21 protein-coding genes are annotated in these 25,565 nt (G+C 44.6%); 1 reads left to right on the top strand and 20 read right to left on the bottom strand.

What is annotated here, in order from left to right; all coding sequences use genetic code 11:
* Window positions 1-116: 116 nt before the first annotated feature.
* The 16 genes from ACE1TF_RS17645 to hpf all read right to left on the bottom strand — a co-directional run bounded on the left by ACE1TF_RS17645 (window position 117) and on the right by hpf (window position 21,057).
* Window positions 117-470: a phage holin family protein gene (locus tag ACE1TF_RS17645; protein WP_238544523.1), complete on the bottom strand. Its 354-nt coding sequence runs from the start codon at window positions 468-470 to the stop codon at window positions 117-119.
* On the bottom strand, window positions 467-664 hold the full coding sequence (locus tag ACE1TF_RS17640; RefSeq protein WP_375018746.1) for a PspC domain-containing protein: 198 nt from the start codon (window positions 662-664) through the stop codon (window positions 467-469). Before ACE1TF_RS17640 ends, ACE1TF_RS17645 begins: the two co-directional genes overlap by 4 nt.
* 12 nt (window positions 665-676) lie before the next feature.
* On the bottom strand, window positions 677-1,825 hold the full coding sequence (locus tag ACE1TF_RS17635) for a DUF4097 family beta strand repeat-containing protein (RefSeq protein WP_042398021.1): 1,149 nt from the start codon (window positions 1,823-1,825) through the stop codon (window positions 677-679).
* A 78-nt stretch (window positions 1,826-1,903) separates the two neighbouring features.
* Complete coding sequence (uvrA, locus tag ACE1TF_RS17630) at window positions 1,904-4,765, bottom strand: excinuclease ABC subunit UvrA (RefSeq protein ID WP_375018744.1); 2,862 nt, start codon at window positions 4,763-4,765, stop codon at window positions 1,904-1,906.
* Between the two features lie 31 nt (window positions 4,766-4,796).
* Complete coding sequence (gene uvrB, locus ACE1TF_RS17625) at window positions 4,797-6,770, bottom strand: excinuclease ABC subunit UvrB (protein WP_042398018.1); 1,974 nt, start codon at window positions 6,768-6,770, stop codon at window positions 4,797-4,799.
* A 182-nt stretch (window positions 6,771-6,952) separates the two neighbouring features.
* The gene (locus ACE1TF_RS17620; protein ID WP_375018741.1) at window positions 6,953-8,137 is read right to left on the bottom strand and encodes a PDZ domain-containing protein; all 1,185 of its coding nucleotides are present in this window, start codon (window positions 8,135-8,137) and stop codon (window positions 6,953-6,955) included.
* Between the two features lie 118 nt (window positions 8,138-8,255).
* On the bottom strand, window positions 8,256-9,707 hold the full coding sequence (locus tag ACE1TF_RS17615; protein ID WP_375018739.1) for a S41 family peptidase: 1,452 nt from the start codon (window positions 9,705-9,707) through the stop codon (window positions 8,256-8,258).
* A gap of 752 nt (window positions 9,708-10,459) precedes the next feature.
* Complete coding sequence (locus ACE1TF_RS17610) at window positions 10,460-11,821, bottom strand: murein hydrolase activator EnvC family protein (protein ID WP_375018737.1); 1,362 nt, start codon at window positions 11,819-11,821, stop codon at window positions 10,460-10,462.
* A 30-nt stretch (window positions 11,822-11,851) separates the two neighbouring features.
* Window positions 11,852-12,739 (bottom strand): permease-like cell division protein FtsX, encoded by an 888-nt coding sequence (ftsX, locus tag ACE1TF_RS17605; protein WP_375018735.1) that lies wholly within the window; start codon window positions 12,737-12,739, stop codon window positions 11,852-11,854.
* The gene (gene ftsE / locus ACE1TF_RS17600) at window positions 12,729-13,415 is read right to left on the bottom strand and encodes a cell division ATP-binding protein FtsE (RefSeq protein WP_375018733.1); all 687 of its coding nucleotides are present in this window, start codon (window positions 13,413-13,415) and stop codon (window positions 12,729-12,731) included. Before ftsE ends, ftsX begins: the two co-directional genes overlap by 11 nt.
* 1,393 nt (window positions 13,416-14,808) lie before the next feature.
* The gene (locus tag ACE1TF_RS17595) at window positions 14,809-15,159 is read right to left on the bottom strand and encodes a c-type cytochrome (protein ID WP_375018731.1); all 351 of its coding nucleotides are present in this window, start codon (window positions 15,157-15,159) and stop codon (window positions 14,809-14,811) included.
* A 59-nt stretch (window positions 15,160-15,218) separates the two neighbouring features.
* The gene (locus tag ACE1TF_RS17590) at window positions 15,219-15,542 is read right to left on the bottom strand and encodes a c-type cytochrome (protein ID WP_375018729.1); all 324 of its coding nucleotides are present in this window, start codon (window positions 15,540-15,542) and stop codon (window positions 15,219-15,221) included.
* A gap of 89 nt (window positions 15,543-15,631) precedes the next feature.
* Window positions 15,632-16,510: a YitT family protein gene (locus ACE1TF_RS17585; protein ID WP_375018727.1), complete on the bottom strand. Its 879-nt coding sequence runs from the start codon at window positions 16,508-16,510 to the stop codon at window positions 15,632-15,634.
* Between the two features lie 75 nt (window positions 16,511-16,585).
* Window positions 16,586-17,693 (bottom strand): peptide chain release factor 2 gene (gene prfB / locus ACE1TF_RS17580; RefSeq protein WP_375018725.1). Its coding sequence is split into 2 segments (ribosomal slippage): window positions 16,586-17,620 and window positions 17,622-17,693, totalling 1,107 coding nucleotides; the frame shifts between segments, so codons are not numbered across the junction.
* 18 nt (window positions 17,694-17,711) lie between these two features.
* On the bottom strand, window positions 17,712-20,225 hold the full coding sequence (gene secA, locus ACE1TF_RS17575; RefSeq protein WP_375018723.1) for a preprotein translocase subunit SecA: 2,514 nt from the start codon (window positions 20,223-20,225) through the stop codon (window positions 17,712-17,714).
* A 265-nt stretch (window positions 20,226-20,490) separates the two neighbouring features.
* Complete coding sequence (gene hpf / locus ACE1TF_RS17570) at window positions 20,491-21,057, bottom strand: ribosome hibernation-promoting factor, HPF/YfiA family (RefSeq protein ID WP_042398118.1); 567 nt, start codon at window positions 21,055-21,057, stop codon at window positions 20,491-20,493.
* Between the two features lie 332 nt (window positions 21,058-21,389).
* Between hpf and ACE1TF_RS17565 the strand changes: the two genes are divergently transcribed.
* On the top strand, window positions 21,390-22,286 hold the full coding sequence (locus ACE1TF_RS17565; RefSeq protein WP_152548930.1) for a DUF6612 family protein: 897 nt from the start codon (window positions 21,390-21,392) through the stop codon (window positions 22,284-22,286).
* 9 nt (window positions 22,287-22,295) lie between these two features.
* Here the strand turns inward: ACE1TF_RS17565 and ACE1TF_RS17560 are convergent, their stop codons facing one another.
* The 4 genes from ACE1TF_RS17560 to fliD all read right to left on the bottom strand — a co-directional run bounded on the left by ACE1TF_RS17560 (window position 22,296) and on the right by fliD (window position 25,502).
* Window positions 22,296-22,679, bottom strand: coding sequence for a DUF8042 domain-containing protein (locus ACE1TF_RS17560; protein ID WP_042398002.1), 384 nt, complete (start codon window positions 22,677-22,679; stop codon window positions 22,296-22,298).
* Between the two features lie 265 nt (window positions 22,680-22,944).
* Window positions 22,945-23,304 (bottom strand): flagellar protein FliT, encoded by a 360-nt coding sequence (fliT, locus tag ACE1TF_RS17555; RefSeq protein WP_375018720.1) that lies wholly within the window; start codon window positions 23,302-23,304, stop codon window positions 22,945-22,947.
* On the bottom strand, window positions 23,301-23,711 hold the full coding sequence (gene fliS / locus ACE1TF_RS17550; RefSeq protein ID WP_375018718.1) for a flagellar export chaperone FliS: 411 nt from the start codon (window positions 23,709-23,711) through the stop codon (window positions 23,301-23,303). The genes fliT and fliS overlap by 4 nt, the downstream gene beginning before the upstream one ends.
* A gap of 12 nt (window positions 23,712-23,723) precedes the next feature.
* Window positions 23,724-25,502, bottom strand: coding sequence for a flagellar filament capping protein FliD (gene fliD / locus ACE1TF_RS17545; protein WP_375018716.1), 1,779 nt, complete (start codon window positions 25,500-25,502; stop codon window positions 23,724-23,726).
* Between the last annotated feature and the right edge of the window lie 63 nt (window positions 25,503-25,565).

The raw sequence follows: 25,565 nt of genomic DNA, 5'->3' as shown, positions 1-25,565 counted from the left end.
TTACACCTCCATGCATTCCACGATCAAGCCGTTCGCAGATCTTTACTATTGTAGCATGTTTGAAAGCGCAAATGAACGACAAAGAGCGCCCGTGATGGATTCCGGGCGCTCTTAAATTATGATGTGAACGGTTTTGACAGCAAGTTAAGCAATGCGTTAATCACTGCCATAACAACAGCAGCTAGAATCGCGGTACCGAAATTCTCAATCATGAATAGATCGCCCATTACCCAAGAAATCACGTACAAGAGCAGAGCATTTATGACGAAAATAAAGATACCAAGCGTTACGATGGTGACAGGTAAGGTCAAGACGACAATGATTGGCTTTACGAGTGTGTTCGCCAAGCCGAGCAAAACGGCAGCAAGGATCGCTGCTCCCCAACCGCTTAGTTCAAACCCATCAAATAGTAAACCTGTAATTAAAAGCACTGCTGCATTCACCGCAATATAGAAAAAACAACCGATCACGTTTGTCTGTCTCCTTCTGAAGGCACGAGTATCGTCATTGCCAAATATACGAGAGAAGTGAAAGGAAAAGCGAATATGAGACTAATGACAGCAATGATCCGAATCAGTTTCACGTCAATCGATAAAACGTTCGCCAAACCACCACAAACACCTGTGAACCAACGGTCCGTATCTGAACGGCGCAAAGATCCCATATTCGCTACCTCCTATTCTCTTCCTTCTGATTTCAATGATACTGAGCCTGTTTTCGTACTCGCTTCAATGCGAAGCTGCTGTTCGTAGCTTGGGTTAGAGACTAACGAAAGCGTCTTTTGAATAAAGTCTCGTTTCTCCTCAAGTACATCGACATTCGGCAACTTCCAATGATAATTGCCAACGTTTGTTTTGAGTTTCGCCTTCGTGCCAATCTCCTCAGGTACAACGACATAAATTGAACCTGTTGTTGCATTCAATGACGCTCTGCCTTCCTTTACATCACGCAGACGACAATTAATCGTGCCATTCAGTGATTCAGCGTCAATGTCGTCGAAACTTCCTTCTATATCGATCGTACCGTTCGCTGTGCGCAAGTCAATTCTTTCGCTTTGACCGCCTTTAATATGAATCGTTCCATTCATCGCTTCGGCTTCCAAAACATCGGCTTTAAGATCTTCAAGTTCCAAGCTCCCATTCACCGATTTGACCGTCACGTACGTGCTGTCCACATCTCGCAACGAAATCTTGCCGTTAAACGTGTACAACTTCAACTTATCTAGCTTCTTCTTCGGGACGTAGATTGTCGTATTAACTTTCAAACGTTTGGATTTCGTGTACAAGTGTAGTTCTCCACCGACGGATTCTAACACGGTGTTTTCTAGAAATGCATCGCGCGCTTCCTCTTCACCATCCGCCTTATACACCTTCGCTTTGCAGTCGACTTTCACGTCTTCTTCATCCCAAACAACGACATCAATCGTGCCGTTCTCTAAAGACACTTCAAACAGCTCTTCGGTCATATTCGTATGTTGAAAGATATGGTTTACTTCAACTGCATTGCCGAAGTTGAAATCAAGATCAAGTTCTTTGATTTTCGTCACTGCTGACTCAACAAAATCTGAGAACCAACGGGCACCTTCGCTCCAGCGACTGCTTTCATCCGATCCGTTTTGACGCTCGTTCTCTCGTTCATCAAATCGCTTATTTCCTTCGTCCCAATTCACTTGTGTACTTAACTCTGACGTTTCACGTGTCGTCGAACTGCTCACCGTCGATTGCTTTTTCTCTTGGTTGCCAATCGCCTTCATGAGCTTCTCGCCATCTTCTGCACTAATCTTGCCTTCATCAATCATCTTTAGAATCATTTTGCGTTCTTCCACAATATATCCCCCACTTTCAGATTAATGATTTGCGATTGATACATATACGTTTAATAGGAAAAACCGGTTTCAGATGAACTACGAATTTACTGATGCTTCTTCGTCCATGCGTTTGTTCTCTCGTTCAAGAATCGGCTTTAAGAACGCACCTGTGTGTGACTGATTGTTAGCAGCGATTTGCTCTGGTGTACCAGTAGCGACAATTTCACCACCGCCATCTCCACCTTCTGGTCCGAGATCAATCATATAGTCGACGGTTTTGATAACATCTAGATTGTGTTCAATAACAAGTACGGTGTCACCATGGTCAACGAGGCGCTGCAACACTTGCAACAGCCGCTTGATGTCATCGACGTGTAATCCCGTTGTTGGCTCATCCAAGATATATAAAGAACGACCACTGCTCCGCCTGTGAAGTTGCGATGCAAGCTTCACACGCTGAGCCTCCCCACCTGACAGCGTGGTGGCAGATTGCCCTAATTTTATATACCCTAATCCGACATCTTGTAACGTTTTAATTTTGCGGTAGATTCTTGGGATGTTCTCATAAAAGACAATCGCTTCATCAACCGTCATCTCAAGCACATCTGCAATGTTCTTATTTTTGTATTTAATGTCGAGCGTCTCGCGATTATATCGTTTCCCGTCACATTCTTCACAAGGCACGTAGACATCAGGAAGAAAATGCATCTCAATCTTAATGATACCGTCTCCTCGGCATGTCTCGCAACGACCGCCTTTCACATTAAAACTGAACCGGCCCTTCTGATACCCTCGTACTTTCGCTTCGTTCGTCATCGCAAACACTTCGCGAATATAATCAAATACACCTGTGTACGTTGCTGGATTCGATCTTGGCGTTCGCCCGATCGGAGACTGGTCAATGTTCACGACGTAATCCAGCTCTTCAATCCCTTTAATCTCTCGGTGTTTTGCTGGCTTTTCACGAGCACGGTGCAGCTTTTGGGAAAGTGCTTTTCGGAGAATGTCATTGATGAGTGTACTCTTCCCAGATCCTGATACTCCAGTAACCGCATTGAACACCCCGAGGGGAATATCAACGGACACGTTTTTTAAGTTATTAGCGCTTGCCCCTTTTATTGAGATCTTTCGATCTGTACGATTTCTTCTTTCTTTTGGCAATGGGATATACCGCTTCCCTGACAAGTATTGACCAGTTAATGACTCTGGATCTTCCATTACTTGATCTGGTGTTCCTTCGGACGTAATATACCCACCGTTTAACCCGGCACCGGGACCAATATCAACGATATAGTCGGCAGCAAGCATCGTGTCTTCATCATGTTCAACGACAATTAGCGTATTGCCAAGGTCACGCATCCTTTCCAACGTTCGGATGAGGCGCATGTTATCTCGTTGGTGCAAGCCGATGCTCGGCTCATCCAAAATGTATAGAACACCCATCAATGCCGAGCCAATTTGGGTGGCAAGACGAATACGTTGGGCTTCCCCACCAGACAACGTGCCAGCTGTACGGCTAAGTGTTAAGTATCCGAGACCGACATTCCCTAAAAACCCTAGACGCTCAGAGATTTCATTCAAAATGAGCCGGGCAATTTGGCGATCTTTCTCAGACAAGTCGAGCTGCTCAATCCACGACTTCGTTTGTAAAATAGGCAAGTCCGTCACTTGACCGATATGCTTTCCATCAATCCAGACAGCGAGACTTTCGTCTTTTAAGCGATGCCCATTACACGTTTTACATGCCTTGCTAATCATGTATTGCTCCATCTGCTCACGCACATAGTCTGACGACGTCTCGTGGTAACGACGGGAGATATTGTTTAGCACCCCTTCAAATTGAATGAGTCGTTCCCGGACGCCACCAAACTCATTCTCATGGCGAAACAGCACTTTCTCTTTGCCACCGCCATAAAACAAGATATTCACGTGTTCTTTCGGAAGATGCTTGAATGGGACATCCATATCAATACCAAAGTGAGAACACACAGCTTGCAAGAGATGCGGATAATAGTTAGAATTCGTTGGTTTCCACGGCAAAATCGCATGTTCATTCAACGAAAGATCAGCGTCAGGAACAACCAATTCTTCATCGGTTTCCAGTTTCGCACCGATACCATCACACGTAGGGCATGCCCCAAAAGGATTGTTAAAAGAGAAAAGACGCGGTTCTAGCTCACCGATGGAGAATCCACAATGAGGGCAAGAATGATGTTGATTAAACAATACTTCTTCCTCGCCGACAACATCAATAAGAATGCGTCCACCTGATAGTTCAAGACCGGTTTCTAAAGAACCTGAAAGTCGGGCCTCAATACCCTCTTTAATCACGATGCGGTCTACCACCACTTCAATATTATGCTTTTTATTCTTCTCCAGCGTAATCTCTTCAGACAAGTCAACAATCGTATCGTCAACACGAACACGGACAAACCCTTGTTTCTTTAAGTCCTCAAATACTTTAACGTGCGTACCTTTTCTCCCAGAAACGACAGGCGCAAGAATTTGCATTTTCGTTCGTTCTGGATATGTGAGCAGCTGGTCAATCATTTGCTGAACACTTTGGGACGTAATGGGAATGTGGTGTCGCGGGCAATAAGGCATACCAATACGGGCAAATAACAATCGTAAATAATCATATATTTCAGTAACGGTGCCAACGGTTGATCGCGGGTTTTGGCTCGTCGTCTTCTGGTCGATGGAAATCGCAGGCGATAAGCCTTCAATACTGTCTACATCTGGCTTATCCATCTGTCCCAAAAACTGCCTTGCATACGAAGATAGTGATTCCACATACCGGCGCTGCCCCTCAGCATAAATCGTGTCAAACGCAAGGGATGACTTACCTGAGCCCGACAACCCTGTAAATACAATAAGTTGATCGCGAGGAATGGTCAGATCTACATTCTTTAGATTGTGTGATCTTGCACCTTTAACTTGAATATTCTCTAATGCCATAAGTCGGGTCTTCCCTTCCATCCATAGTCGATTAGCTACCCTTTAGTTCGATGAGCACATCTCGTAACTCAGCTGCCCGTTCGAAATCCAATAAGCGCGCAGCTTCTTTCATATCTGTTTCGATCTTCTCGATCGTTTTCTCTCGTTCTTCTTTGGACATCTGTTTTGGTTTCTTTACGACCGCGCTGTCTGTTTCGTCAGAAGAGACCGTCGCTTGCACCGTCTGTGGTACAGCTTTTTGAATCGTCTTCGGTTCGATGCCGTGCTCTTCATTATGCTTCTTCTGGATGGCGCGCCGGCGCTCAGTTTCATCAATAGCGACCCGCATCGAGCCTGTAATCTTGTCCGCATACATGATGACTTGACCTGCTGCGTTTCGTGCCGCACGACCCATCGTCTGAATGAGCGAGCGCTCCGCTCGTAGAAACCCTTCCTTGTCAGCGTCTAAAATTGCAACAAGGGAAACCTCAGGAATATCCAACCCTTCACGCAACAAGTTAATGCCGACGAGACAATCAAACTCACCGAGGCGTAACTGCCGGATAATCTCCAGCCTTTCTAGCGTCTTAATATCAGAATGAAGGTATTTTACTTTAATACCAATTTCCGTCAAATATGTGCTTAAGTCTTCCGACATCTTCTTCGTAAGCGTCGTAATGAGTACTCGTTCACCTTTTTCTGCACGTTCATTAATCTCACCGATGAGGTCATCAATTTGACCTTCAATCGGACGCACATCAACAAGTGGATCAAGCAGCCCCGTCGGCCGGATAATTTGTTCAACCATTTCCGGAGACTGTTCCTCTTCATAAGATCCAGGTGTTGCGGAGACATATACCGCTTGCGATACCCTACCCTCAAATTCATCGAACTTTAATGGGCGGTTGTCCATTGCTGATGGCAGACGGAAGCCGTGATCAACAAGCACTTGCTTTCTCGCTTGGTCTCCGTTATACATTCCCCGTACTTGCGGTAACGTAACGTGCGATTCATCTACAATTAAAAGAAAATCTTCTGGAAAGAAATCAATTAACGTGTACGGGGATTCGCCAGGGTTCCGGAACGTAAGGTGTCTTGAATAGTTCTCGATACCTGAACAAAAGCCCATTTCATGCATCATTTCAATATCATAACGCGTCCGCTGTTCTAGTCGCTGCGCTTCAAGCAATTTGTTGCGACCGTGCAACACGTCAAGCTGTTCCTCTAATTCTTTCTCGATATTCACAATCGCTTTCTTCATCTTTTCTTCACGAGTCACAAAGTGCGAGGCTGGGAAAATAGCGACGTGATTACGATCCCCGATGACTTCACCGGTTAACGCATCTACCTCAGTGATCCGGTCAATCTCGTCACCAAAAAACTCTACACGAAAACATTGCTCATCACGAGATGCTGGAAAGATTTCTACAACATCTCCACGTACGCGAAACGTACCACGAATAAAGTTAATATCATTGCGTGTATATTGAATGTCTACCAAGTCATTGAGTAGCTCATCGCGTCCTTTTTCCATATCCGTGCGTAAGGAAACGACAAGATCACGGTATTCTTCCGGTGATCCTAAGCCATAGATGCAACTTACACTTGCGATGATGATGACATCATCACGTTCAAAAAGCGCGCTCGTTGCCGAGTGCCGTAACTTATCAATCTCATCATTAATGCTTGCATCTTTCTCTATAAAGGTGTCCGACTGAGGCACATACGCCTCCGGTTGATAATAATCGTAGTAACTAACAAAGTATTCCACAGCATTGTTAGGGAAAAATGCTTTGAACTCATTATATAGCTGACCAGCAAGTGTCTTATTGTGTGCAATAATTAACGTCGGTTTCTTTACTTCTTGAATGACGTTCGACATCGTAAATGTCTTGCCTGTTCCCGTCGCTCCAAGCAACACTTGGTGACGTTTCCCATCACGAACCCCTTTCACAATCTCTTTGATTGCATTCGGTTGATCCCCTTGCGGTTCGTATTCCGATACTAACTCAAAATCTCGGCTCAAAACACGTTCCTCCTTCTGTCAACAACGATCATCTTCTTTGTGTAAGTATACCATAGCGAAAGAAAAAGCGAACATATTTTCGCTTTTTCTTTTACAATGTCCATAAAAAGACATTCCCGTTTTTGGCATGATTATTCATAGAATGCCTCAATCGGGAATGTCTTATAACAACTTTGTTTTAATTATCCGTGTGAGTCGTAACTATGCCACTCTTCACGGCTTTCGGGCTTCAAAAAGATAATGCCTAATTCGTGATGCTGATTATCGTAAAGAGCGGCTTGTTCGATCCGCTTTTCACCTTGAGCATCAACAACTTCGACCCGTCCATACGCAGGGTTAATTTGCAGCTTTTGGTAGAAACTCCACTCGCTATTGACCGGTTCTTGGTGTACTTTTGTAATGATTTCCCCTGGTTTTAAGCCCATCTTGTCTGCAGGAGAATCAGTAATTACTGCAAGAATCATCACTCCATCAGACCGTGGCGTGAAGTATGGAATTTGACGACCTTCCCTTGATGCCCGCAATATATGAACGAACACTACGAAGGCGAACAACACTGAGACCGTTACGAGTGATGAGAAAACATCAAAGTACACAATAGTTGCACCGACACTTGCCAGTACAGCCAACCAAAGCGTACGGATCGCCGTACGTTGTATTTGCTTGTACAGTAGTTCAGTTTGTGAACGCGCTCGGTGTCCAATGAGTATGGGTAGTAGTACGAGCGAAACTTCATTTCCGAACGAAAATACTGGCCACCAACCGATGTCAGAAAATCCACTTCCAGGAATGAATATGAAAATGGGAATGAGCCAAGCTCGTTCCACCATTTGTCCACCAATCCACTTTCCTCGCTTACTCTTTGTCCGAAGCGGCGAAAAGTGTGTCGGTTTCTTTAACCGAATTAGAAGGATGGCTTCCACTATGAGGAGCAGCCCAACGAGAACGAGTACAGGAAACGCCTCAGCTTGTCCTACTTGCACAAATGGCAGTTCCACATTGAAAAAGGCGAAACCAACATCCAATAAGTACGCAATTAACAGTGCATATGCAGCTGATAAGAAACGCGCACCGAATACGATGAGAAGCAATGCATACAGCATTGCAGCCATTAAAATGTATGCAGGTGCGAACACCAAACCGAGTAGCAAAACGACAGATGAAAGCACGATCCCTGCTAACACACCGGGAATAAGCGGGTAAAACAATTCATTCGTCCAAGCCCCGATTCCTGTATGAAACATCTTACGTTCTCTTTTAACGCGGCGGTACCCTAACCAAGCCATAAAAAGTAGTGCGATATATGTAAGTGGGTGCACAAAAAACAAACCAATTCCTGTAAGCAACTCGTTCAGCCACGTTGGCATCGCGCATCCCTCATTTCTAGATCTTTCCTTTATTATAACTGAGTCATCAGAAAATAGCTTCCTAAAAAAGAACCATGCATTCGCGTATCCAAAGAGACGAATGCATGGCCTGCTTCATTTAAGATGCTTGTTCTAAAATCACTTCAATGGCTCGGTTCAATTGCCGATCATTACTTGGCTCTCTGATTTGTTCAACAATGCTTGTATGAAGCGCTTGAGCGGTCTCTTCGTTGATCGTACCGTTCACATCGAGGTCGTCCGCCATCTCTTGAAATGCAATAACTGCGTTCTCTGTTTGTTCGTCGAAATACCCGTCTGTTCTTCCTGGCTCATAACCAAGACCGAGTAAGATCTCTTGAGCACTGCGTACTTGATCGTTGTTATCGTTTGGCTCTAACGGTTCATCAATCGCCAATGCCGTCGCATAGAAATAGTCAGGTTGTGTCTGTTCAATGGTCGGCTCCACACCTTCCTCATGAATGTCATTTCCAGCCGAAGTAAGCCAGCGGAACATCGACAAATTCATCTCACTTCCATCACCAAAATCATACGACTGTTGCACCGTGCCTTTTCCAAACGTCGTCTCACCAACAAGCTCGTATCCTCCTGCCTCATTCAATGCAGCGGCGAGAATTTCCGATGCAGAAGCGCTACCCCCGTTAATAAGTCCAACAATCGGATAAGACTTATTCTCTTCTAACGTGGAAGGCGTCTCAGTCACCGTACCGTCTGGTTCCTCTACTTGAACAATCGTTTCACCTTTAGGTAACAGCAAGCTACCAATTTCTTGAACACTGTTCAAATACCCACCAGGGTTCGCTCGCACATCTACAATTAACCCATCAATGCCTCCATTCTCAAGCTCATCGAGGCCTTCTCTAAACTCATCGGCTGTATCAATAGAAAACGATGTGATTTCAAGAACACCAATATCTTGACCATCTCTTTCATAATGGTGCGCATGCACCGTTTCTACCGGAATTGAATCTCGCTCAATCTCTACTTCAAATGGTTCAGAAGCTGATGCTCTACCGATTGTAAGCACCACATTCGTGCCTTTTTCACCACGAATTTGCATGAGCGCTTCATTTAAGGTCTGACCTTCCGTCGGATTGCCGTCAACCTCAAGTATTCGATCATCAGGCATTAGACCTGCCTCTTCTGCAGGTGATCCTTGAATAGGAGAAACAATTGTCACGTTGCCATTTACCATATTTACTTCGGCGCCAATACCTTCAAATTCATTGCCGAGTGACTGTGTAAACTGCTCTGCGGTGTCACGATCCATATAGACCGAGTATGGATCTTCCAACTCTTCTAGCATGCCGCGAATGGCCCCTTCATAGAGCTCATCTTCATTTACTTCTTCTACGTATCCTTCTGAAATAACGTCAAAAGCTCTGTGCACCTTATCCCAGCCGCTACCTTCACCATCAGAATTTGAGTCACCTTGACTCAGCGGTGCATCATAACCACCTTGGTCCAAACTTGCACCTGCATACATTCCTCCGGCACCTGCGACAAGAACAGCAGCTACGAGAGCCGCAATCCATTTGCCACTTCCACTCATCATTGCTCCACCTCTATTTATTAAAACGACATGACTTGCCTTTTAAGAGCATATGAAACGCTTGTATTGCTTATGATGTGAACCTCTCTTCCCACCATTTAAACACATTTTCTGTATCAAGACAAAGGAATATAGGCGGAAGTTTTTTAACGATAGAATGAAAATCCACCCCCATAACAGCCTTTTAAATAAGTTGAAACAAAGAAGTTCCGATTGAGAATAGCGTCGGGGTTCAGTGCGTTTCCATTGTTACACTCGGCGTAGAAAACTCCGTTGCAATTTCCTGGCAAACAGGTCGTTTTTGCCAGAGATAAAAAGGTGAAACAAATGCCCGTTGGCGAAATTTGTATGGCCATTCAGGTGAGCAACGCTGTCTTTTCTCTGACGATTCGATCCTTTCTATAAACCCCTAGCCGGCAGACAACAGCGTGTGATGATAAATATCGGCTCCCTTACCTCATTATGCTTTAGCGAGATCTAATGGGTCCGACTGATGTGGAGATTTCAAAAAGGATGACGCATTGCAATTGTTAACAATCCAATCATAGAAACGTCTATGTGGGAATTCCTGCAGAAAATGGTTCCTCATTCAATAAAATCCCATCATAAACGTGATCTACGTGGGGTTTTCTATTTACCTAAAGTGAAACACGGTTATACGCTTTGCAATTCCCCGCTTTCAATGAGCCGCAGACAAACTCGCAAAAAAGCCACAAGCGACCAGGCCGCTCATGGCTTTTCGTCTATGACATTTATAAGTAATTCACTGGGTTGACTGAATTACTCTTTGCTCCGTTCCATGTGCCTTCATGCACTTCAAAGTGAAGGTGAGGTCCTGTAGAACGTCCGGTGTTGCCCATAATGCCGATCTGTTGTGTACGGCTTACGGATTGGCCGACCGAAACGTGAATGGAATCAAGATGCGCATATAGCGTCTCGACTGTTCTTCCGCCGATGTTATGACGGATAATTACAGTGTTTCCATACCCGTCCATATATCTTGCGGCTTGCACAGTACCTGATTCAGAAGCAACGATTGGAACGTTAGAACGACCTGCTTGTGGAATGTCAACACCGTGGTGCATTCTACCATTTCTCATCCCGTAATGAGAGTTAATGTTCCCTGTTGCTGGGCGTGCTAGCGTACCACCGGTGTCACTCACAGAGGAAGATCCTCCGCCTACACTGGAGCCTGAGTCGCTAGAGCTGCCGCCGCCTCCTGAGCTGTTTGAAGTCGATGAAGGAGATGACGTTGTCGCCGCCGCTGTCTCTGCTGCAGTCTCTGCTTCAGCCGCCGCTGCTACGCGTGCTTCTTCTTGTGCTTGACGCTCAGCTTCAGCCGCGGCTTCCGCTTTTGCGATTTGATCTCTTTTCGCATCTTCTTGATCTTCAAGTAGCTGCTGCTCATTGGCAAGTGCGTCTATCTCATCTAAAAGTTGCATTTCATCATCTTCAAGCCCTGACATGACGTCGTTTTTCACCGCCATCATATCTTCAAGCTCTGCACGTAACTCTTCTAATTGTTCTAAGTGGTTTTCCAAGGTTGATAGATTATCTTCAACTTGGGCTTTCTTCTCTTCCAACAATTCATGGTCAGCTTGATGCTCTTCTAAAATGTCGCGATCTTGCTCAGCGATTGTGGAAAGAGTATGTACACGCTCAATAAAATCACCGAAGCTTTGCGCGCCAAGCAGAACTTCTAGATATTCAACCGTACCGCCACCGTTTTTATACATCGACGCTGCCCGGTCTTTAATGAGTTCATCACGCTCTGCAATTCTTGCTTCAATTTCTTCAATTTCTGCTTCTAACGCTTCAATTTCCTCTTCAATTTCCGTAATTTCCGTTTCTAAACGGTTCATTTCAGAAGATGTTTCGCTAATTTCTTCGTCGAGTTCACGAATTTCTTCGCTAATGGCGTTCAAATCGTTTTCGACGCCATCAAGCTCGCTCATTTTATCTTCTGTACGATTCTCTACCTCTTGACGATCACTCTGAAGTTCACTTAACTCTTGCTCAAGCTCTGATGCTGAAGCTGAGCTGGTGTAACCCGTCCAGCCCGCTACAGCTACTAAGAGCGATGCCCCGAACATGAATAGCTTTTTCCCCTGCATGCTTAGCGTTCCTCCCAAAGTTCTGTTTTTCTATACTCGTAAAAACTTCCGCACAGACATCTGACTACCAAAGGCCCCAACAATAACACTAATGAAAAGCAGTATGGCTGACACTTGCCAAATCATCGGATTCGGATCAACAAGTGTGAAGAATGGAATTTGATCATACATAAAACTATGCAAGTAGTAATATCCTGCGGTGAGACCCGCAATTGGTATGATTGCTCCAAAGATTCCAATGAGCATACCTTCTATGAAGAACGGATAACGAACGAAACTGTTCGTTGCTCCGACAAGTTTCATAATTTGAATCTCATCTTTACGTGAGATAATTGTAAGTTTAATTGTGTTCGAAATGAGGAATATAGATGTAAAGATTAACCCTATGACGAGCGCCCCGCCAATGACCCGAATGTAGTTCGTAACGGTGAACAGTTCAGAGAGAATTGTTTCTCCGTATTCAACCGTCTCAACTTCAGGTTGCGAGCGAATCTCTTCGGCCAACGGTTCTGTCATTTGCGGATCGGTTGCCTGTATAATTAGCGCATCGTTTAACGGGTTCTCATCCCGCAAGTTTTCAAACACCGCTCCTTCAGAGCCTAAGCTATCAAGAAAATAATCCAAGCCCTCATCCCGGTCTCGATAGATGACGGATTCAACCGAGGCATTTTGCTCAATATCTTCCATCAAATTTTCTTGCTGACTAGATTCAACATCTTGTTCAAAAAATGCACGAATCTCCACATCATTTTCGATCGTATCGATAAGACTGTTCGTATTAATAATGAGGAAACCGAACACACCAACAACAAATAGCATGATTGCAACTGCACTGATCGAAGCGAAGCTCATCCAGCCGTTGCGTCGAATGTTCTTTAAACCTTCTCGTCCGTGGCGTGTGAGTGTTCTACGCTTCATAGCCGTATGCTCCTCCCGCTTCATCCCGAACGACTTTGCCGCTTTCAATGGCGATGACTCGTTTTTTCAACGTGTTAACGATGTGACTGTTGTGTGTGGCCATAACAATGGTTGTCCCTCGGCTATTAATCTCTTCAAGCGTGCCCATAATGCTCCACGCCGTCTCGGGATCAAGGTTTCCTGTCGGCTCATCCGCAATAAGAATTGCAGGCTGGTTAACCATTGCTCGTGCAATCGCAATCCGTTGCTTCTCTCCACCTGATAATTCCGTTGGATTAAACCGGGCCTTCGACTTCAAACCAACAATTTCTAGTACGTCCATCACTTGTGACTTGATCTTCTCTGGTGATTCTTCAATCACTTCAAGAGCGAAAGCAATGTTCTCATATACCGATAGCTTATTAAAAAGCTTGAAGTCTTGAAAAACAACGCCAATCTTTCTTCGTAAGAAAGGAATTTGCTTGTTTGACAAATCTCCAAGGTTCTTCCCGTTAATATGGATGGTTCCTTCAGTCGGTTTTAATTCCCGAATCATTAGCTTAATAAAGGTTGTTTTACCGGCACCACTCGGTCCGACGACATAAACAAATTCACCTTTATCGATGTGTATATCCATCCCATTTAGCGCCTGAACCCCATTAGGATACTGTTTGCGCACTCGTTTCATTGTTATCATCTTACTGATCACACCCAAAATTAAAAACTCTTGACGAAATATGTAGACGTTTGAAACCTCTTGTCATAATCTACGAAAATCATTATATCAATTCCCCCCAACTTTTTGTGTTACAGTTTGATTTCATCTCAATAACAAACATTCCAACAAACAGCAGAAGCGTTCTTCTGTGCCCATTCGACATGTAACAATTTGACTGTGACAATTTTGCATCCAAAAAAAGCCTTCTGTATATAACAGAAGGCACAAACGTATATCGCTCAGTATTTTCCTATCTAATAGGAATCCTTGTGATGACCTCGTTGTAGAGCTGCGACTCTCATTACCAATAGAGCGTGTCGTTAACTGCAGACAATCTGCTTTCATAATTATTGATTTGGAATTAGAAGAACACCGCTTAGAAACAAAACTACGCCAAACGATCATTTCCCTTTCGAATCTATTTCCACTAAGATCGGATTGGAATGAGGATGAGCAATCAGGTTAGCAAACCTCGAACAACTCGGGCTTCGAGAAACGTCTTGAACGCTCATTTCCATACTTGAGCATCAATATAGTGTGGACTTTAGATTTTCCTGATTTGTGCTGTGGATTATTGCTTTCAACTACAGGCTAATGCTTGCACTCCAAAGCACAAGTGCAACATCACCTCTCACTTCGCTCCGCTTGTGCTCGATGTGTCTATTATGCAGTCCAGACTATAAGTACAACATCGGTTGCCAAAAGATGGCAACCGAGTTTTCTTCTATGCAGCGGAGGACCAGCCTAGACTCAGTCTTGCGACGAGGTCACTGAAAAAATAGCGTCTCACTCTCTAATTTACTCGTTAACGCGAACCACCGGGTCCTAACTATGTGGGGATTTCAACTACATAGAGCTTTGCGATCATACATTATCCCATCATAGAACCGTCTATGTGGGGTTATCGCCTTTCTATGTGGGGATTCCTGCTAAAAAGGGTTCCTCATTGAATTAAATTCCATCATAGACAGGGTCTACGTGGGATTTTCTATTTATTGCAAACGAAACATTGTTATACATTTTTGAATTTCTCTTTTTCAATGAAATGAACCTCTTACAACCTGCGGGATCTCGCCTCAGCCATTCTCCCGCAGGCGTCACCGCCTTTCGTTCCAATAAACAGTACTGAATAGGCGATGTTGGTATGCTAGAGGTACTTAATTGTGACACTGAACGGTGGTAACAGAAACGATTCATTGCTACGTCTACTGTGAACGATTAACATCGATCTTCGGTGACGTCGAGCTTTTGGCGTTAACGGTGTGTTTACCGTGGTTTTGGAAGAAATTCTTTAGTTCAACTCATATAGGTAGTCTATACAACAGCCTGCACCGCAGGGGGCTAAAACACCACGATGATTCGAAGTGTTTCATTACCCATGCTCAGCGATATAATTCGCGACCGATTCGGCTTCTTGCCCCTCAAGTAAGTTGGCAGGCATACTTCCTGGTCCTTCAAAAATGGCATCTAACACTTGTTCTGCATCATACCCTTGCAAGGCAGGACCGGCGGAACCGCCCTCTCCACCTTCAATGTCACCGTGGCAACTCATGCAATTCTGCTCATACAAATGAAATGCTTCTGCACCGTCGTAACCGTCACCAACTTCCGCTTCTTGGTCGGTCGTTCCTCCGTCATCATCACTGACCGGTTCGCGGTCATCTCCACAGCCAGCACTGACTAGTAAGAGCGAAACGGCAAGTACATGCTTGAATGGTTTCACTATGATTTACCTCATTTCAATTTGAAAAAGCTTCGAGCAGACGCTCGAAGCTTCCTCCACTACCCTTCTTGTGCAACATACTTTGATACGGCTTCTGCATCTTCACCAGAGACAAGTCCTGCTGGCATTGAACCAGGTCCTTGTTCAATCGCATCATATACTTCTTCTTCACTATATCCTTCCAATGCAGGCGCAGATGCACCTTCTAGGTCGCCACCGTGGCAAGACATACAGTTTTCTTCGTAAAGCGCCATACCCTCTTCAACACTAACACCATCGGCTTGCTCGCCATTCCCATTGTCATCAGCTGGGGCATCGTCACCACCACCACAGCCGCCTAAAATAAGCATTGCAACGCTACACGTCATTAGGAACTTTTTCAACCTCATACCCTCCTTCCTCATCAGCGATGTTCATTCTCGTAGTAGAGTCTGAGCATGAGGTCATGCTCGTGAGCATTAGTGTTCCTAATTTAGTCCATTTTAAAACCTTGACCTAAAACTTCTGTTGCATTAGTGACGACAACAAAGGCATGATGGTCAATCTTTTGTACAGTATATTTTAATTTCGAAACTTCATTTCGGTTAACGACAACCATTAAAACGGGACGCTCATCGTCTGTAAAGCCGCCAGATGCTTGTAATTTCGTAACGCCTCGATCTACATCTGTCAAAATCGCTTCTTTTACACGCTCTTCATTCGCTGTAATGATAAAGGCCATTTTGTCGTACCCTAGACCGGTCTGAACAATATCAATCGTTTTCCCGGTGACAAATAAACCGATGAGGGCGAATAATGCCAGTTCAATACTAAAAGCAAATGCAGAGATGGTCACGATTAATCCATCCATAAAAAATACACATGCACCGAGGGAGAGCCCCGTGTACTTATTAATGATTTGCGCAGCAAGGTCCGTTCCGCCTGTTGACGCTCCGGAACGGAACACCAGACCAAGTCCGGCGCCAACACCAATCCCACCAAACAACGAAGCTAACAGCGGGTCATTCGTAAGCGGCGCCCAATCTTGTGTTAAAAATACGACAAATGGCAAAAATAACGTCCCGACGATCGTTTTTGCGCCGTAATTCCAACCACCTAGAAGTAGCATCCCCAAAATAAATAAGGGTATGTTCAGCGCCCATAAAGTGAGGTGGGGAGCAATGCCAACCGTTTCATAAATAATCGTCGCAAAACCACTTACTCCACCAGATGCAATCTGGTTCGGCAATAAAAATAAGTTGTATGATATCGCAACTAAAGCAGAACCGCCGAGCACGAGAAACAAATTGGTAATAATTCTAAGTTTCCCTTCCACCGGTTGTCTGCCCCGTCTTTTCTGAATAGAAAGCATGAAAAAACCGTCTCCTCATCTGTTGCACGCAAAAAATGAAGCTGCCAAAATCGAGGCAGCTTACATTCCTTTTGCTTATTTATTCTCTAAAGTGGATCGTAAATATTCATCAATAAATGGATCAATGCCACCATCCATCACTCCACCTGTATTACCAACCTCAAAATTCGTCCGGTGGTCTTTCACCATGTTATATGGGTGGAATACGTAAGAACGAATTTGGTTTCCCCAACCGATGTCTCCTTGGTCGCCACGAAGCTCATCAATTTCTTTTTGTTGTTTTTCAATTTCCAACTGATAAAGCCGCGCTTTTAGCATCTTCATTGCTTGATCGCGGTTTTTAATCTGAGACCGTTCGTTTTGACATTGCACGACCGTGTTTGTTGGCAAATGAGTAATGCGAACCGCCGAGTCGGTCGTATTGACGTGTTGCCCACCGGCACCACTCGCACGATACGTATCAACCTTCAAGTCTTCCGTATTAATGTCAACGGCGACGTCATCATCCATCTCTGGCATCACATCGCACGAAACAAATGATGTATGTCTTCTCCCCGATGAATCAAATGGCGAAATTCTCACGAGTCGATGAACGCCTTTTTCCGCCTTCAGATAGCCATAAGCGTTAAGTCCTTTAATGAGCAACGTAACGCTCTTAACACCCGCTTCATCACCAGGCAAGTAGTCCATCGTCTCTACAGAAAACTTCCGTTTTTCCGCCCAACGGGTGTACATCCGCAATAGCATCTCCGCCCAGTCTTGTGACTCTGTCCCGCCTGCGCCAGGATGCAGCTCCAATATCGCATTTTTGCGGTCATGGGGCTCACTGAGCAACATTTGCAGCTCGAATTGATTGATGCGTTCACCGAGTTGTTTTAAGCTTTTCTCCAAGTCTTGCTGCAGATCGGCGTCCTCTTCTTCTTGCAACAATTCATAGCTCACTTCTTGATTCTCGAGCTCTTCGGCAAGCTCGCTAAACGTCACTGTAATATCTTTTAATCCGTTGGATTCATCAATGACTTTTTTTGACTCGTTTTGATCATCCCAAAATCCAGGCTCCGTCATCTTCAATTCCAGCTCAGCAATCCGTGCCTCTTTGGTCTCTAAGTCAAAGAGACCCCCTAAAGTCCGCGAGGCGCTTTTGCATCGCTGAGATTTCATTCCGAATTTCTACACTGTCCATCATTCATCATCCTTTATCTTAAGCACCGTGGCAATGCTTATATTTCTTCCCGCTTCCGCATGGGCATGGTTCGTTACGGCCCACTTCCGTGCCTTTTTTAATTGGTTGTTTCTTTTTTTCTTCTTGCTTCTTCTCGCCATGAGTCGCTTCTTTTTGTTCCGCTACTTGCTCTCGTTCCATGTTGTTGCGAATTCGCGCTTTCATGACGTAGCGAGTGACTTCCTCTTCAATATCGGAAACCATAATTTCAAACATCGTGTAGCCTTCTTGACGGTATTCACGAAGCGGATCATTTTGAGCATACGCACGTAAGTGAATGCCTTGACGCAGTTGCTCCATCTGGTCAATGTGATTCATCCATTTACGGTCAACCGCGCGAAGCATGATTACTTTCTCAAATTCACGCATTTTCTCTTCGCCAATTTCCGCTTCTTTCGCCTTGTAATTCGCCTTTACTTTACCGTCTAAGAACTCAATAATTTCTTCTGGTTCTTTTCCGTACAAGTCGTTCACTGTCACATCACCGCGATACAATACGGTGTTGTTCAATTCGGCGATCAGCCCTTCAATATCCCAGTCTTCAGGCACTTCTGCTTCTGGGGTGTATTGAGCGACGGTACGGTCCAACACACTCTTCATCATGCCCTCAACGACTTCTGAAAGGTTGTCCGACTCGAGCACGTCCATCCGCTGCTTGTAAATGATGTCACGTTGCTCACGCATTACATCATCGTACTGCAATATCTGCTTACGGGCGTCAAAGTTATGACCTTCAACACGCTTTTGCGAGTACTCAACAATACGCGTTACGACTTTACTTTCCAGTGGCTCATCATCTTCCATGCCCATTTTTTGCAATGTATTTTGCATCTGTTCCTTTGCAAATCGGCGCATGAGCGTGTCTTCCATCGATAAGAAGAACTGTGACATGCCCGGGTCCCCTTGACGACCTGAACGTCCGCGCAGCTGGTTATCGATCCGACGGCTTTCATTTCTCTCCGTACCTAAAACAAACAATCCACCAAGCTCAGGTACGCCTTCGCCTAACTTAATGTCTGTTCCACGACCCGCCATGTTCGTCGCAATCGTGACCGCATTTTTTTGACCGGCTTTTTCGATGATTTTCGCTTCGTTCGCATGGTTCTTCGCGTTTAGAACGTTGTGTTCAATCCGTTTCTTTTTTAACATCTTGGAAACGAGCTCAGACGTGTCCACATTAGCCGTACCCACAAGAATCGGCTGTCCAGTGCCATGAATCTCTTCAATTCGGTCAGCGACAGCTTGGAATTTGAAGTCCATTTTTCGGTAGATCAAATCCGACTTGTCCGTACGTTGAATCGGCACATTTGTCGGCACAGAAATGACGTTCATATTGTAGATGTTTTGGAATTCTTCTTCTTCGGTTTTCGCCGTACCCGTCATCCCAGATAATTTCTTGTACATTCGGAAATAGTTTTGGAACGTAATGGAAGCAAGCGTCATGCTCTCCTTCTGGATGGCGAGGCTTTCTTTCGCTTCAATCGCCTGATGAAGTCCATCTCCGTAGCGACGCCCTTTCATAAGACGTCCTGTAAAGGAGTCAACGATGACAACTTCTCCGTCTTCAACCACATAGTCATCGTCTCTAAACATCGCTCGGTGCGCTTTCATCGACTGGTTAATATGGTGAGTCAATTGCACGTTGCCCGCATCAAACAAATTGTCCAAACCAAAATAATTCTCAGCTTTGTTGACACCTTCCTCTGTCAGACGCACATTCTTCGACTTTTCCTCGTAATTGTAGTCCTCTTCTTCACGCAGCATCCGAACAAACCCATCTGCTTTTACGTACAGATCAGTGGACTGTTCAACAGAACCAGAAATAATGAGTGGTGTTCTCGCCTCGTCAATCAAAATCGAGTCAACCTCATCGACAACCGCAAAGTTTAGCGAGCGCTGTACCATCTGCTCTTTGTAAAGCACCATATTGTCGCGCAAATAATCAAAGCCAAACTCATTATTCGTCCCGTAAATCACGTCATTTGCATACGCTTCACGCTTCTCGTCTTTCGTCATTCCCTTTTCATTAAGACCAACAGTCAGACCGAGAAAACGGTACAATTCACCCATTTGCTCACTATCTCGTCGAGCGAGGTAATCGTTCACCGTAACAACGTGCACGCCGTCACCGCTGATCGCATTCAAATACACGGGCATCGTCGCCACCAACGTCTTACCTTCACCCGTTTTCATTTCCGCAGTATCGCCGCGGTGCAACACAATACCACCCACGACCTGAACATCATACGGGCGAAGACCTAGCACGCGCTCCGCGCCTTCACGAACAACAGCAAATGCTTCTGGCAAGAGATCATCTAGCGATTCGCCTGCTTGGTAACGTGATTTAAAATTCTCCGTTTTCCCAGCCAAGTCGTGGTCTGACAACCCTGACATTTCATCACTTAAGCTGTTCACTTCGTTTACAAGTTTCTCTAGCTTTTTTAACTTCTTCTCATCCGTATCGCCAATTACTTTCTTCAGTAATCCGATCATGTAATCAACTTCCTCTCAAACGTCATGTTGTTGATGTATTCTATACTCATGAGGAACTTCCTTCGTTCCCTATCTTCAAATAGTCTCCATTCACTATTTTAACAATTTGTTTGATCTGTTACAATGCGGGGTTCTCAACCTGTTTTGAAGAACTTATCAGAAACGTTAATAATGACATGCAAAAGAAGAAATATCCCTCGTATGTAACGTGTTCTGACCCAAAATGAAAAGCCGCCCCCTTATCGGAGCGGCCTTATTACGACGATCAAGCCTCAGGCTCAATAAGCCCGTACCTGCCGTCTTTACGTCTGTATACGACATTCGTATCGCCATTCTCTGCATTTGAGAATACAAAGAATGAGTGACCCAGCATATCCATTTGTAACACGGCTTCTTCAGCATCCATCGGTTTCAAATTAAACCTTTTCGTCCGAACGAGGTCAAAACCTTCCTCATCGTCTTCTGGAGTATAGCCGTTCGATAACTCGGTGACACCAATCTCATTTTTAAAAATGTCTTTCGTTCCACTTTGCCTGAATTTGCGATTGACTTTCGTTTTGTATTTGCGTATTTGTCGCTCAAGTTTCTCAACCACAAGGTCGATAGCGGCATACATATCTGGATGTGTTTCTTCAGCTCGCAGAAGAAGTTGAGACATAGGGATGGTCACTTCTATATCGTTTTCATTGGTATTTTGCACCTGCATTTTGACGTGCACATCGGCAACTGGAGGTGAATCAAAATACCTCTCTACTTTCCCTACTTTCTTTTCTACATAGTCTCTTAATGATGGTGTTACTTCCATGTTTTCTCCACGGATATTGTAATTCATCATCAGACTCCTCCTTTCAGGATGTATACAGTTTCTCTATACCCTTATTAAATTCCTGCCGAAACGACAAAATATTTACAGGTGTGTGACAGCTGTAATGTTTTATCCTATGTGGGAGCAAGCCAAATAGAAGAACTGCCCTGTGTCGAAAAACGTCTTCTTTTATCAATCTTCTTCCAAATCGTTATTCGTATACATCTTTAGTCAACAATCCAAGATCTGCGGGACTTCAATTCCATACATGCAACGACTAGAGATATGGTAAAATAAGGTGTATGAAGCTTATTTAGGGGGGGATCCCGATCAAACCGCACTGGTTATCGTTTGCATGTTTGCTGATACTGCTCAGCGCATGCTCAGACAGCACAGAACCCGAACCGCCCGATGAGCGTCCTGCTCCTGAAGATGAAGAAGTGGAAGTGGAAGAAGAAAGTGCCGAGGAGGAAGCTCTGGCCTTACTTGAACAATCCATGATGACGATGGCAGCTCTGGACAGTTACGAAGTCAATATGAGAGCGGAACAATCAAACCGCAGAAACTTAACGACAGCACGTGTCATTACCGAGACGACTCAACAACTCACCCAAGATCCGTTCGCTTACCACGAAACCGCAACACTCGAAGAAGATAATGATTCGTCCCATGAGCAATCGGTCATTGAAACCTATTTTCATGAGGATATTGGATTTTTTGTTCATGAGAGTTCATTAAATACGTGGATTCAGTTACCAGAAGAAACTGCCGATTCATTGTATGCACTCCAACAATTTAATCAAGAAAATCAATTCCACTTATTTGAGCAACAGCTTGACCCAACTTCGATCACGCTCGTAGAAGAAGACGGTCGCTATACAATTACAGCAGATGGCGACTTAGAAGGGTTAGAAGAGGCAGAAGAAGAGTTGTTTCCTGCCTTGCAAGGAGGGTTCCGTTTAATGATGGAAGACCTCGACCGTTTGCTCAACGTCGAATCGTATACGTTTGAGATTATTATTGATAAGGATACAATGCATATGCGCGGTTTTACGACGACCATTGATATGATGATCAGCAGTGGACAGAGCGCACAAATTAGTGCACAACAGTCGTTGCAACTCACTTATAGTGACTACAACGACATAGAATCGATTGACATCCCTGACGATGTCGTTGAAAATGCGGAACAAGTCCAAATTGACATTGAAGCTTTTCAAGAACTGGAAGGGAGCGCTACCGACGAAGTCGAATAAGCGCTCCCTTTACTTGCCTTGCTTTTCTTGAATTAGTTGGTCAACCGTTAACTTCCAACGTTGAAAAACGGGGATCGTCTGTTGAGTAATCACTTCTGACCACTTTTTCTTATTATCCGTAGCTAACATCTGTCGAACATTTTCGCATTCTTCCTGAAATGTGCGCCATTCTCCCGCGAGTCGCTCATCCGCTCCAAACAGCGCATACATTGTCATATTGTCCTCACCAAACCGTTCAAAACCGACCATAAAGTCTTGTAACAGTCGTTCTCCTGACGGATACTGTTCCTCACGAAAAAATTGCACAGCCAACTGCAACCCATCCACGACCGTGTCAACGTACTCTCTATAATTGTTCAAGAATTGAATTTGTTGATTTAAACCTGCATTCATGAAATCACCTCACTCACACTATATCAAAAAACATTGGCAAACGAGAGGGGTGGCATAGCCAGAGTGAAAAAGGAAACCATAATATACTTTTTATTAAAGTCAGGGCACCACCTTCTATTAAGGCATGTCAAGAAGTGCTACATTCAACAAAATTAACGAAAGTATTTGTTGCACCATTGCGACGAATTTATCCAAGTAAATGAAAAAAACCCTTTCCTAAGCGAGCGGAAAGGGCGTTGATCGAAAGGTCTTACACTCACAAGTGTTAATTTTTACGATCAAAGTAATACCCTTCTCCAACCGCTCCTTGGTCAGCACGTTCATAACGGGTTTGAATTGATTTCTTTGTTCGGGTTTGATGGAGGTCTTGACCAATAAGGTTTTTGATTTCGGTCATCCGTTCTTGAATCACTTCGTTCATACGGACAATCTCTAACGCTTTTGGATCGCGCGTCACCGCCTCGCCAGGATGATCAGCAGCGTTCATTCTTTTCTCCCGTTTTTCCAAATATACATCGATCATTGCTAAGTACCGTTCGCGCTCATCATCATCCGGCGGCAAAGGCTTTTGAATATGGTTGTACAGCTTCTCCGTTAACTCATGGAGAATCGTAATCATTGTCATTGTAGTCTCGCTCCACTGGCATGCCGCTCTTTGCGATCGAGCTGCACGACTTGTTTCCACGTATCACGAAATTCCGCTACGAACGTATTGGCTGTTTTTAACGCTTCACGATCACTTTGAACATTTGCTTGTACAAGCTGATCATAAATGAAGTCATACATTTTCATCATCTGTTCGGTCGTTTCGTCACTCACTCTAAGCGTAACCATCAGTTCACGAATAATGTTTTGGGCTTTAGAAATGTTGACATTTTTATTTTCGTGATCATTTTCATCCATTGCCTTCTCCGCTAGTTTAATAAATTTCAAACAACCATTAAAGAGCATGAGTGTCAGCTCCCCAGGAGATGCTGTTTGAAATTGATTCTGTTGATACGCATGTTGAGCATTTGCACCGGTAAATGTCATTGCCTTGACCTCCTACATCATATTTCCGTTCCCGAACATAAAGTTGTACAACATATCCCCTTGAGAGTTTGCACGAGCAATGGCTTGTTCCATCGCTGTAAACTGCCGCCAATACCGTTGTTCTTTCTGTTCAAGGCGACGTTCAAAATTGCTAATTCTCGTATCAAGATTATTTAATTCTCTTCCTAATGAGAATTGATGATTTTGGTGACGCCCGCTCGACCCTCCTGCTTTTCTTGAAACCAAATCGCTCGCACCGTTTATATCGCTCCGCAATTGCCTAGCTAATCCCGGGTTTTCACCCGTTTGTGCAAAGAAATTGTAAGCCCCTTCAGGATCATCCTGAACCGCTGCTCTCAGTTTTGCTTGATCAATTTCAAGCTTCCCGTTTTCAAGATAGTCATTCGATGTCGTAATACCAAGGTCACTCAAGTGACGGATGTCCGACTGTCCGTTTTCAACGGTTTGATACATCGTCATTCTCATGTCGCTTAAAAATGCACTCAATTGCCGATCCCGACTCATTAAGCCACTGCGTGCTTTCTCTTCCCACATTTCCACTTCATATTCGCTCATCTCACGACGTTGTTCATCCGTAAGCGGTGGAAAATCGCGGTTTTGTCGTTCGTTTACGTTTCCATGGATTTCATCGATTAGGGCGTTGTATTCATCAACAAATGCCGTAATGTTATCTACAATTTTATCGGTATCTACAGAAGAAGAGACCGTTACTGGCGAATCAAATATTCCTCCAAGCGTCATCGTCAGATTTCCAACCGAAAACGTGTTCGATCTGCGCTCTGTTGATAAACCGTTAATTTCAAACTTGGCATTTTTTGCTCCTTGATCGTTCGTTTCTTCGAAATTAAGAAATCCTCCAAAGAAAGTGTTAGCCCCCGAATTCTCTGAACCAAGATGTGAATCAAATCGAATTTCAGGACCGTCTTGATTGAAAACGCCCGTCTCAGTTCGTGAGACGACGACTTGCCCCATATGGTCATCATAGAACATGTTCACGCCTACACCGCTATTGTTAAACTTGTTCATCACCGTCTGGAGCGAGTCTCCCGGCTTTATGAAGATGCTATGCATCACTTCTTCTCCGCGCTCATTAAACGTCGAGATGCTCGCCTTCTTGTACTTCTCGTCAGCTTCAGTAATAAACTCGACTTCCACCCGGTCATTCTCGCCTACAGCCCCGTCCTTGAACTGAAGCGTATTTCCTTCAATTCGGACTTGCCCTGCCTTTGGCTCATCATTCACTACTTCATAAGTGCGCCCATTTACACGAACGATCGTTTCGGAATCGGCTTTGATGTTGTCATGCTCACTGCCGAATGAAAACTGCCCATCTCCTTCGTGCACTGCCGTATCCGTGACGACTTTACCCGTGCTCCAACTAACTCCTTGCTCATTCAGCGGCGAACGCACATCAAAATCCTCTCCCCCGACCCGCTCTGTACTAAACGCAGATGCAGCCGTTGCAAGTTGGGATACAGAATTAATCGTATACTGGGCATTCCCCGTACCTGACGATGAAGTGACGCTCACGAGACTGTCATTCGTTGACGTGCCCGTGCGTCCGAGAAATTTACTCGGTGTTAGCAAACGATCAAACACAGATTGTTCGAAGGACCGAATCTTCGTGTTCAATTCTCGATATGCTTCAACTTGCCAGTTCTTAAAAGTTTGTTGTTGCATGAACTTGTCCATCGGTGCCCGCTCCGCCCGCATAAGATCCCGCACCATCTGATCGATATCCATTCCTGACGCAAACCCTGAAATTCTCATTCCTTCACCCCGCTCAGTTTCCTTGTTATTCCTTTTATCGACCAATATAATCAATCATTTACC

The organism is Geomicrobium sp. JSM 1781026 (assembly GCF_041949955.1).
Lineage (GTDB): Bacteria > Bacillota > Bacilli > Bacillales > Marinococcaceae > Geomicrobium_A.
The sequence above is the reverse complement of the archived record's forward strand: the minus strand, read 5'-3'. Positions and strand labels throughout refer to the sequence as shown.